The organism is Gilvimarinus gilvus, from assembly GCF_030518155.1.
In the GTDB taxonomy this organism is placed as follows: domain Bacteria; phylum Pseudomonadota; class Gammaproteobacteria; order Pseudomonadales; family Cellvibrionaceae; genus Gilvimarinus; species Gilvimarinus gilvus.
The window spans coordinates 1-306 of the sequence record NZ_JAULRU010000060.1; the positions used below are offsets into that span (position 1 = coordinate 1).

General features: G+C 62.1%; 1 protein-coding gene. It reads right to left on the minus strand.

Translation table 11 applies throughout. The features are described from left to right. On the minus strand, positions 1 to 306 hold a 306-nt coding region (locus tag QWI17_RS00280), incomplete at both ends, for a hypothetical protein (RefSeq protein WP_302720503.1).

Here is a 306-nt window from a genome sequence, read left to right on the forward strand (position 1 = left end):
GGTTGTTGACGGCGTCGTTGGCGTAGGTGAAGGCGTCGACGATGTGTTTCAACACGTCAACGCGTTGCCCTTGTTTGAAGGCCTTGTGCGCATCTATCACCGACCGGATCGAACGCCCCAACGATACCGCCACCAGTGCCCGGTTGGGCAACACGAAGCTGATCCAGTCCAGAATGAGCGTCAGCCCGCGCAGGCCGAGCTCGCCCAGCAGTTCCCGCCGGGTATTGGTGCTGGCATCGACCGCGGCCAGCATGGCATTGACTTCAGCGAGGTAGCGGGCCTGGTGGAAATCGCCGGTGATCGTCG